General features: G+C 29.3%; 7 protein-coding genes. 5 read left to right on the top strand and 2 right to left on the bottom strand.

The annotated features are described in order from the left end of the window. Window positions 1-61: 61 nt before the first annotated feature. Window positions 62-1384, bottom strand: coding sequence for a ribosome biogenesis GTPase Der (gene der, locus BTO18_RS10450; protein WP_105016163.1), 1323 nt, complete (start codon window positions 1382-1384; stop codon window positions 62-64). Between the two features lie 228 nt (window positions 1385-1612). Between der and BTO18_RS10445 the strand changes: the two genes are divergently transcribed. The 5 genes from BTO18_RS10445 (at window position 1613) to BTO18_RS10425 (ending at window position 10686) form a co-directional block, all read left to right on the top strand. Continuing rightward, window positions 1613-2083: a T9SS type A sorting domain-containing protein gene (locus tag BTO18_RS10445; RefSeq protein ID WP_105016162.1), complete on the top strand. Its 471-nt coding sequence runs from the start codon at window positions 1613-1615 to the stop codon at window positions 2081-2083. 1 nt (window position 2084) lies between these two features. After that, window positions 2085-3053, top strand: a complete 969-nt coding sequence (locus BTO18_RS10440) for an Lcl domain-containing protein (protein ID WP_105016161.1) — start codon at window positions 2085-2087, stop codon at window positions 3051-3053. A gap of 351 nt (window positions 3054-3404) precedes the next feature. Then, window positions 3405-5468 (top strand): sensor histidine kinase, encoded by a 2064-nt coding sequence (locus BTO18_RS10435; protein WP_105016160.1) that lies wholly within the window; start codon window positions 3405-3407, stop codon window positions 5466-5468. 6 nt (window positions 5469-5474) lie between these two features. Further along, window positions 5475-6035 (top strand): response regulator transcription factor, encoded by a 561-nt coding sequence (locus tag BTO18_RS10430; RefSeq protein ID WP_105016159.1) that lies wholly within the window; start codon window positions 5475-5477, stop codon window positions 6033-6035. Window positions 6036-6234: 199 nt separating this feature from the next. Beyond that, on the top strand, window positions 6235-10686 hold the full coding sequence (locus BTO18_RS10425; protein WP_105016158.1) for an Ig-like domain-containing protein: 4452 nt from the start codon (window positions 6235-6237) through the stop codon (window positions 10684-10686). Between the two features lie 48 nt (window positions 10687-10734). Here BTO18_RS10425 and era read toward each other — a convergent pair whose 3' ends face one another. Continuing rightward, complete coding sequence (era, locus tag BTO18_RS10420) at window positions 10735-11616, bottom strand: GTPase Era (RefSeq protein ID WP_105016157.1); 882 nt, start codon at window positions 11614-11616, stop codon at window positions 10735-10737. Window positions 11617-11647 lie beyond the last annotated feature (31 nt).

Genomic DNA, 11647 nt, shown 5'->3' with positions numbered 1-11647 from the left:
AAATTTACGAAAATGTACTTAAGTATTACTTTAGACGAAAATAAAAGGTTTGCATTACAATTTATTTCTGTCTAAAATAGATAGTGATTGGTACACCAGAAAAGTTATAAATTTCTCTTAGTTTATTTTCTACAAAACGCTTGTAAGGATCTTTTACATATTGGGGTAAGTTACAAAAAAACACGAACTGTGGAGTAGGAGTAGGTAGTTGCATACAATATTTAATTTTTACAAACTTACCTTTAATTGCAGGTGGTGGATTATGTTTTACAATCTCTAACATAGTATCATTAAACTTACTAGTAGATATTCTATTTTTTCTATTTTTAAAAACATCAACAGCAGTTTCTATTGCTTTAAATAATCTTTGTTTTGTTAGTGCAGAAATAAATACAATTGGTACATCTGTAAAAGGCTCAATTTCTTTTGTTACTCTAGCCTTAAAGTCGCGCATGGTATTGGTTTCTTTTTCTATTAAATCCCACTTGTTAACTAAAATAACTACACCTTTTCTGTTTTTTTCTGCAAGCCAAAAAATGTTTTGATCTTGTCCTTCAAACCCACGAGTGGCATCAACTACAAGAATAATTACATCAGAATACTCAATAGAACGTACAGCACGCATTACAGAATAAAACTCTAAATCTTCTTTTACTTTTGATTTTTTCCTAATTCCAGCTGTATCAACTAAATTAAAATCGAAACCAAATCTATTGTATTTGGTATCTATTGCGTCTCTTGTAGTACCTGCAATATTGGTTACGATATTTCTATCTTCGCCAATTAATGCGTTAATAAATGAAGATTTACCAGCATTTGGCCTACCAACCACAGCAAATCTTGGCAATTGTTCTTCTTTACTTTCTTCTGATGATTCTTCGATTTCTATATCAGGTATTTTTTTTGTGATTGCATCTAGTAAATCTCCTGTTCCACTACCATTTATTGATGAAATTGTATGATAATCTCCTAAACCTAAATTGTAAAATTCAACAGCGTTAGCTGCTCTCATAGCATTATCAACTTTATTAACAGCAATAAAAATTGGCTTTTTTACTTTTCTTAAAATTTTGGCAACTTCAGCATCCATAGGTGTAATGCCATCTTCAACATCAACCACAAAAACAATAATATCAGCTTCATCTATAGCAAGTGCTACTTGTTTTCTAATTTCTTCTTCAAAAATATCATCAGAACCTATAGTATAACCTCCTGTATCTATTATCGAAAACTCTTTTCCATTCCAATCAGATTTTCCATAGTGTCTATCTCTTGTAACACCACTAACAGCATCTACAATAGCTTCTCTTTTTTGAACTAATCTGTTAAAAAAAGTAGATTTACCTACATTAGGTCTTCCAACAATGGCAATAATACTGTTCATTATACTGTGAAATTTAGTGCAAATGTAAGAATTGCATCTAGAAAAATGCGTAAAAGTGAGTATGGTTTCTTTATTAAAGTGATTTAAAATATTTTTTCACATCTTATTTAACAGTACTAGAAGTATTATTAATGAGTGTAAACAGGTTGTATTTTTATTTTAATTTTGCCCTTTTAAAATAAATGATGATATTGAAGTTTTAAAAGCAACTAAAAGCATAATGCAAATATGAAAAAACAACTAGTTTTCATTTTCTTTCTTATTTCTGCTTTGGGTACTTTTAGCCAAAAAGCTACACTATCTTCAGGTGAAGAGGCAACAGGTAATGGGAGTGTTAGTTATTCTGTGGGGCAAGTTTTTTATACTACAAACTCAAGTTCTAATGGTTCTTCTTTAGAAGGTATTCAGCAAAGTGTGGAACTTTTTGTTTTGAGCAATTCAGATTTTAAAGATTTGGTATTGAAGGCAGTAGTTTATCCTAATCCTATACAAAATAGTATAAATTTGATTTTAGAAAATACAAGTCTAAAGCAATTGAAATATCATTTGTATGATATTAAAGGAATAGCTATTAAAAAAGGAAGCATTAATCTTAAAAAAACAACAATAGATATTTCAAAATATTCTACAGGAATCTATCTTTTAAAAGTAATTGGTAAGGATAAACCATTAAAAACATTTAAAATTTTAAAAAAATAAAATGAAAAAAATTACACTTTTGTTATTTTTAGGAATTGGGCTTGTAATGTATGGTCAAACCCCAGAAAAAATAAGTTTTCAAGCTGTTGTTAGAAATGCAGATCAAAATATAGTTGGTAATAAGGCAGTTGGGTTTAAACTTAGTATCTTAAGCACATCTGTTTCAGGTACAGTTATTTATTCAGAAACTCATACTCCAACAACAAATATTAATGGGTTGGTTTCGTTAGAAATTGGTACTGGTTCTGTTGTAATGGGTAATTTTTCTACAATAGATTGGGGAGCAAATACATATTATGTAAAAACAGAAATAGATCTTGATGGTGGTACTAACTATACCATTTCTGGTACTAGTCAATTATTGAGTGTACCTTATGCATTACATGCAAAAAAAGCAGAAAATGTTTTTAGTGGAAATTATGATGATTTAACGAATAAACCAAAATCAAATGCTATAAAAACATATAAAGTAGGTGATTTTGCACATGGTGGAGTTGTTTTTTGGGTTGATGAAACTGAACAACATGGTTTGGTTTGCTCAAAAATAAATCAAAGTAATGCTACAAAATGGTTTGCGGGTACTTTTGGTAATACACATGCAAAGGGTAATGGTTTGTTTTCTGGTAAAGCCAATAATTCGATTATAATTGCTACTCATGCATCAATTGGCGATGATGATAATTTGTATGCTGCTAGATTATGTAACGAATTAGAAATAACAGAAAATAGTATAATGTATGGTGATTGGTATTTACCCAGTAAATATGAGCTTAATTTAATATTTCAAAACTTATCTGCTATAAATGCTACTGCAATAACTAATGGTGGTGAAGCATTTACAAATGATGTGTATTGGAGTTCTACTGAAGAAACTAGTAGTAGAGTTTGGGTTTTAAACTTCGCTAATGGGCAAGAATCTACTGTATTAAAAAATATTTCTAATCGTGTTAGAGCTATTCGTTCTTTTTAAATCTTAATCTTAAAAATGATATTTAAAACAATTAAATATCAGAATGAATTAACTATACCCTTAAATCTACTGCAACTTTAAATTGTATTATCTTGTATTAAATTTAAAAGGACTCATTTATAATATTTTTATTGATAAAAAACTACATAAAACTAAAAATGAGGGTTTATAAATATTACAAATAGTAATAAATACTCTCATTAATGAGGTGTACGATTTTTATATTTTTATATAGTTTAGTTGAAGTTCTTTTCAGTAAACAATACCTTTTATTACTAAAAATTAACAAATGATATAATTTTTTTATGATAAATAGAAATGAGTATAACAATATTGTAAATCTTTAGATTTTTGGAGCTAATTAATAGAATTAAGTTTTTTCTACTAAACCCTTATATAATTTCTATAATTATAGCATTTTTTGTTATTACATTAACGCCAGATTTACTTAAGGAATATGAAATAAACTTTATATCTAAAGAAAAACTAGCGAGCAGTAAGAAAGTAATTTTTGAGGATATTGATAATGATAAAAAGAGTGAAAAAATCACTTTTTTAAGTAAACAAGCATCTAGAGCTTCTTATATTCTTCAAGATAAAAATGGTGCTATAATAGATCAATATAACCTTTCTTCAGAATTTGCTAAACACAGTAATTATTGGTTTCAAGACATTAATAAAAATGGCTTTAAAGAATTATATTTAATAACCAAATCAAACGATTCTATTTTTTTAAATATCCATGAACATTTTGTTGATAAAGGAATTTGGAAAGAGAAAATTTTTGTTGATAAAATTGGAGTGTATAAAGGTTTTTATAAATTTTCAGCTAGTCAAGGAGAGAATAAGTTAAAAAAAATACTAAAAATAAATGAGATTGTTTTTAGTATAAGTGCTGGTTTTGGTTTAAAGCCAAGAAATATTTATAAATACAATTACACAACAGGTAAAGTAGAAAAATCAAATCATCTTATTAATACAATTTATTTTAATGATGTTATAGATTTAAAAAACGGTAATTATAAACTATTATCAAAAAGCGTTGCTACCGCTAATGAACTAGATAAAATTCAAATAAAAAAATCTGATAAAACGTCATGGTTATTCATTTTAGATTCTAATTTAAAATTTACATTTAGTCCAATAGATTTAAAATCAAAAGGAAGGTTAAAGCCAATTTATCTAGAAGATAAGTCAGGAATTTATCCAATTTTTTTGTTTCAGTCTCTAGATAAAAAGATGTCATCAAAGTTAATTAAAATTGATTTTAAAGGCAATATTTTAAAAGAGTATAGTTTTTTAGACGATAAGAATAGTACAATAATCAAACTAAATAAAAATAGCTTTGCTATTTATAACAATGTGTCTGGTATTGTAAATTTTTTTGATATTAATTTTAAAATTATCAAATCAAAAAAAATAGAACAAGATTTAGGATATATTCACTACATAGACATTAACAATGATGGAACTAAAGAATGGGTTTCATTTAAAAATATAAATAAAGACATCGTTTTTTATAGCTCAAATTTTAAAACCAAAACTAAAAAGAGAATTTATGGAAACTATTTAAGAGACTATGGAGTTAAATATTCAAATTCTGGGAAAAAGTATTTCTTTATTGTACATGATAGTGATTTGAGCTATTTTGAGTATAATAAAAATAAATTCTATAATTTAAGATACATTATTTACTTAACTATATATTTAATTATTTTATTAGTAGTATTTATTATAATTAAAGGACAGCAATACAGAGATAAAAAGAAAAAAGAACTTGAAAAAAATATTTTAGATCTTCAACTAAAAAATATAAAAAATCAGGTAGATTCTCATTTTGTATTCAATGCCATTAATACGATTAGCGAAATGTCATTATCTGATAATAAATTAGAATTAGATAAGTTCATTGGCAGTTATTCTAAATTTATGAGAAGTACTCTCGAAAATTCAGATAAAATAGCTACAACAATAAAAGAAGAATTAGATTATGTAGAAAACTTTTTACAGTTACAACAGATTAAATTAAATCATAAGTTTGATTATTATATTTACATAGATAATGATGTAAATCAACAAATCAAGTTTCCAAAACATTCTTTATTTACTTGTGTAGAAAATGCTATTAAATATGGTTTACCAAAAGGTAAAAAAGGTTTAATAAATATTACCTTTAAAAAGGAAAAAGGAAAACTTTTTATCAATGTTTATGATAATGGTGAAGGTTTAAAAAGTAAGATAGATTATAACAAGGGTACAGGTAATGGTTTAGAAATTATGAAAAAAATTTTTAAATTATTTAAAGAAAGATTCAAAACAGATATTGATCATTCTCTACAAAATATTATAGAAAATAAAAAAGTAGTAGGCACCAATGCTAAAATAGAAATTAAACTTTCTAAAAAATATACTTAAAAAATTATGGACAAAATTAAAACTGTAATAATAGATGATGAACCCCGTTCTTTAAATCGATTAAAAATATTATTCGAAAACTTTAAAGAAGTTGAAGTTTTAGAAGTTTTTGAAGATTCAGAAGAGGGGCTAAAATACATTTTAGAGAAAGAACCAGATTTAGTGATGTTAGATGTAGAAATGCCAAAATTATCTGGATTAGAAATAGCTGATGAAGTTGGTAAACGAATAGCAAATACTAAAATTATTTTCTTCTCTGCTTACTCTCATTATGCAATAAAAGCAATAAAAGCATCCGTATTCGATTACCTTTTAAAACCTGTTTCAATAGATGAACTTAAAGAATCTTTACAACGTTTTAAAACCAAATACAAGATTAACCTCAATGAAAGAGAAATAGAAATAATTAGAGAAATGTCTAATGGGTTAAGTAGTAAAAGTATTGGTGATAAGTTATTTATAAGTAAACATACTGTTGATACATACAGAAGAGCAATTTTAGAAAAAACAGAATGCCAAAATACAGCAGAACTAATAAAGTATGCTGTTAAAAACGGACTTATTTAACACTAATTTAAGATTTTACAGATTTTTACTCATACATGAGACTAAATTACCTCTTTAATGATGAGGTTCAAAATTTAATAATTATTGTATCTTTGTATCATCTTAATAACCCCTCCTCTTACTTCGATAAAAACATATTTACTACCCCTAGGTAAATAATTAATTTTTGATTTTAAAACCCTAAAAAGTAAATAATAATATGATTAGTAAAATTACAACTAGTAAAAAAAATATTCTTCTTATTCTGTTATCCATATTAAGTTTTGGTAATACTTTAGAAGCTAGAAGTTTATCAATTTCAAACCCAGATCAAGTTACTGTATACAGCAATAGTAATAATAATGTTATTGATGTTCTAGCTAATGATAATGGTACATCGAATAGTTATTTCTTAATTATTAGTCAATTTCACTTAACAGCACCCACAAATCAAGGAGGAGTTATAAATCTTATTGACAATGGTACAGAAACAAGAACAGATGATAAAATAGCATACACACCTCCAACAGGCTTTATAGGTATTGATACTTTCCAATATCTTTTTAAAGAAGGTGCTACAGAAACCTATGTTACTGTAACTATTAATATAATAAACGACACACCAACAGCAGTAGATGATGTATCTACAGTAGATTTTGGCAGTACAGACAATGTAATAGACGTTTTGGCAAACGATAGTTTTGGAAGTGATGGAGCAATCAATGGAGGATTAACGATGACCAATGGAACATTGAATAGTGCCAGTACCAATGGAGGATTAATCAGTATAGACAATAAAGGAACATTAGATACTACAGACGATGAGTTTAACTATTCAGCACCAGTAGGCTTTAATGGAACAGATACATTTAATTACACAATTACAGACGCAAGTGGAGATGCATCAACAGCAACTGTAACAGTTACTGTAAACCCAGAATCTAACGATCCAGCAGTAGTAGATGATTATTACACTATAGAAAAAAACAGTTCAAATTTTGTATTCAACCCAACATCAAATGACAATAAAGGGAATAATAGTGTTGGACAAATGTTTGTGCAAATACCAAATATTTATGACCAGCCATTTGTTAATCAAATGGGTACATTAACCCTGTTAGATAATAATACACCAAATGACACTTCAGATGATAGTTTATCATTTACACCAGCACCAGATTTTACAGGAGTTTATGAGTTTCATTACTTATGTTCAGTAGGAGAGTCTGGAAATAATTTTACCCAAGTAGGGTATGGTTATGTATATATAACAGTATCAGAAGTTATTGTTAATCAAGAAATTACAGCAATAAATGATGTTATTACAGTAGATTTTGAAAGTACAGATAAAGCAATATCAATCCTAGATAACGATACCTATGGTACAGAAGGTCCAACAACAGCACATGAACCATTATCATTAGTAAATGGTAAGCAGAATACAGCAACATTAAATGGAGGTTTAATAAGCGTTTCAGATAATGGAACAATAAATGATAAAACAGATGATGTTGTATTATATACTGCACCATCAGGTTTTAGTGGTACAGACAGTTTTACCTACTCAATTACTGATGCAGGAGGAAATGCAGCCACTGCAACAGTTACAATCACAGTAAATCCTGAATCAACAGATACACCAACAGCAGTAGATGATGCTGTAAGTGTAGATGTAAATAGCACAGACAATGTAATAGATGTATTAGCAAATGATAGTTTTGGTTCTGATGGTACTTACGTTGAAAATGGTATTACAGACTTATTTTTAAACTTGTCAGCAGGCTTAATTACACAAGGTTTTTTCATAACAACAGATAACACTGATAATGGAGGAACAGCAGTAATTATACCAGGACAAGAAATTCGTTATACACCAGCAGCTAACTTTCAAGGAGTAGATACATTTGATTATTGGATTTATGATGGAAGTGGAGATAGAAGTAGAGGAATAGTAACAGTAACAGTAGGAGCAGTTACACCACCATCAAACGACACACCAACAGCAGTAGATGATACAGCAACAGTAGATTTTGGTAGCACCAATAATGTAATAGATGTATTAGCCAACGATAGTTTTGGAAGTGATGGAGCCATTAATGGAGGATTAACGATGACCAATGGAACATTGAATAGTGCCAGTACTAATGGAGGATTAATCAGTATAGACAATAAAGGAACGTTAGATACTTCAGACGATGAGTTTAACTATTCAGCACCAGTAGGCTTTAGTGGAACAGATACATTTAATTACACTATTACAGATGCAAGTGGAGACGCATCAACAGCAACTGTAACAGTTACTGTAAATCCAGATGCACCATTAGCAGGTCCAGTTGATGATTTTGTAACGGTTGCAGAGAATAGTACAGACAACGTTATAGATGTAATGGCTAATGATAATTTAGGAGTAAATGGTTATGGAAGAATGTTAATTTTTAGTGTAGATCATTTATCCGCAGCTACTACTGAAGGAGGATTAATTACCTTGATAGATGGTGGCACACCAGGAGATAGAACAGATGATAAAATAGCTTATACCCCACCAGCAAACTTTACAGGGATAGACACTTTTTACTATTATTTACAAGTAGATGGAATAGAATATCAAACTATTGGAGTAGATGCAGGTATGGTTACAGTAACCATTGGTAACGTAACACCACCAGCAACCACACCAACAGCAGTAGCTGATGCAATAACAGTAGATTTTGAAAGTACAGCTAATGTAATATCAGTATTAGCAAACGATAGTTATGGTTCAGATGGACCAACAAGTGCACATGCACCATTAACATTAGTAAATGGTAAAACAAGTACAGCTACTTTAAACGGAGGTTTAATAAGTGTAAGTGATAATGGTACAACAGGAGATAATACAGATGATGTAGTATTGTATTCTGCACCCACAGGTTTTAGTGGAACAGATAGTTTTACCTATAGCATAACAGATGCAACAGGAGATGCAGCAACTGCTACAGTAACTATTACTGTAAATGCGGAAGTAACTTCTCCAGCAGTAGATGATGCTGTAAGTGTTGATGAGAATAGTTCAAATAATGTAATTGATGTAATGGCTAATGATATCCAAAGTACATCAAATTCTCATGGAGCTATCAATTTAAAAGATTTACAAGATCTAGCAACAACAACTACATCACAAGGAGGTACAATAGCGATATTAGATAATGGTACAACAACTAAAACTGATGACAAGATAGCTTATACACCACCAGCTAATTTTACAGGTGTAGATACTTTTGATTATTCGATACTCGTTTATAGCACCACTCTTGGAGCGGGTCAAGGAACAATTTATACAGCTACAGTGACTGTAACAGTAGGAGCAGTTACACCACCATCAAATGACACACCAACAGCAGTAGATGATACAGCAACAGTAGATTTTGGTAGCACCAATAATGTAATAGATGTATTAGCCAACGATAGTTTTGGAAGTGATGGAGCAATAGATGGCGGTTTAACGATGACCAATGGAACATTGAATAGTGCCAGTACTAATGGAGGATTAATCAGTATAGACAATAAAGGGACATTAGATGCTACAGACGATGAGTTTAACTATTCAGCACCAGTTGGCTTTAGTGGAACAGATACATTTAATTATACTATTACAGACGCAAGTGGAGATGCATCAACTGCAACTGTAACAGTAACTGTAAACCCAGTAGCACCATTAGAGGGTGCAGTAGATGATACAGTAAGTGTAGACGAGAATAGCACAGATAATGTAATAGATGTATTAGCTAATGATAATTTTGGAACAGTAGGTGTAGGAAGAATGTTAATAAACAGTGCAAATCACCTAACAGGCACAACTTCTCAAGGAGGAACATTAACATTAGATGATGGTGGAACAAGTGGAATAAATCAATCAGATGATAAGATTTTATACACACCACCAGCAAACTTTACAGGAGTAGATACATTCGATTATACTTTAACAGTAGGTTCAAATCAATATCAAGGAACAGTAATAATAACAGTTGGCATAGTAACACCACCAACAAGTGATACACCAACTGCAGTTGATGATACAGTTAATATATCAAGAACAGGTACTGGTTCTGATCAAGATCCTATTTTTATTGATGTACTTTTAAATGATAGCTTTGGTTCAGATGGTGCAATGACAGCACATAATGCGTTATCATTAAGAAATGGAAAATTGAGTGAAGCAAGTAATGGAGGAAGATTAATTAGAGTGAACGATAATGGTACACCAACTGATTATTCAGATGATAGAATACAATATTTTCCTTCAGGAAATTCTAGTTTTACTTCAGACTCATTCGTATATACAATAACAGATAATACTGGTGATGCTACAACAGCAACTGTAAACATAACTTATACTAACGTTTCTTCATCCAAAGTAAATGAAAATAGTTTTGGTTTAAATAATAACACATTTACCACATATCCTAATCCTTCAAGGGGTAATGTAAAAACGGCTCTATTAAGTAGTGTTGACACGAAAGCTACTATGTATTTGTTCGACGTAACTGGTAAGCTTTTGCAGAACAAAAAACTAAATCTAAATAAAGGGATTAATAATTTAGATTTTAATTTTAGTATAAAGTCAGGAATTGTATTTATGAAAATTATTAGTTCAGAAGTAGATTTTGGAACATCAAAGATTATTATAAGATAAACTCATTGTTAGTTATATAAAAAAAAGAGGCTTTTTAAGCCTCTTTTTTTATTGCTGATAACCAAAACGTTTCAACTGATTTTTATCGCTTCTCCAGTTTTTATTTACTTTTACATAAAGTTCTATAAAAACTTTTTTTTGAAAAAAGCGTTCTAAATCTTTTCTTGCTTCTGCTCCCACTCTTTTAATAGCAGATCCTTTGTGTCCTATAATAATTCCTTTTTGAGTATCTCTTTCTACCATTATAATTGAGCGAATTCTAACTATATTATCTTCTTCAATAAAACTTTCAGTTTCTACTTCTACAGAATAAGGGATTTCTTTCTTATAGTGCATTAAAATCTTTTCACGAATTTTTTCATTTACAAAAAAACGTTCAGGTTTATCTGTTAATTGATCTTTAGGATAAAAAGGAGGCCCTTCTGGAAGTAGTTCAATAATCTTATAAAAAACAGACTCTACGTTAAACTTCTCTAATGCAGAAATTACATATACAAATGAATTAGGTACTTTATGACGCCAATATGCAATTTTTTCGTCAACTTCCTCTTTGTTAGACTTATCAATTTTATTCAATAATAAAATAACAGGTATTTTACTATTTATAATTTTATTAAAAAATGCCTCGTTCTTTAATGCTGTTTCGCCTACTTCTACCATATAAATTAAAATATCAGCATCTTCAAGTGCAGATTTAACAAAATCCATCATAGAAGCCTGAAGTTCATAAGCAGGTTTTATAATTCCTGGAGTATCAGAGAATACTATTTGATATTCATCATGGTTTACAATACCTAAAATACGGTGTCTAGTAGTTTGAGCCTTGGGTGTTATTATAGATAATTTTTCACCTACTAATGCATTCATTAAAGTAGATTTACCTACATTAGGATTACCAATAATATTTACAAAGCCAGCTTTATGTATCATAAAACAAAGATACTTTCTTTTATAGATTATG

Origin of the sequence: Polaribacter porphyrae, assembly GCF_002954685.1 — a bacterium.
GTDB lineage: Bacteria > Bacteroidota > Bacteroidia > Flavobacteriales > Flavobacteriaceae > Polaribacter > Polaribacter porphyrae.
This window is presented reverse-complemented; position numbering and strand designations above follow the sequence as displayed.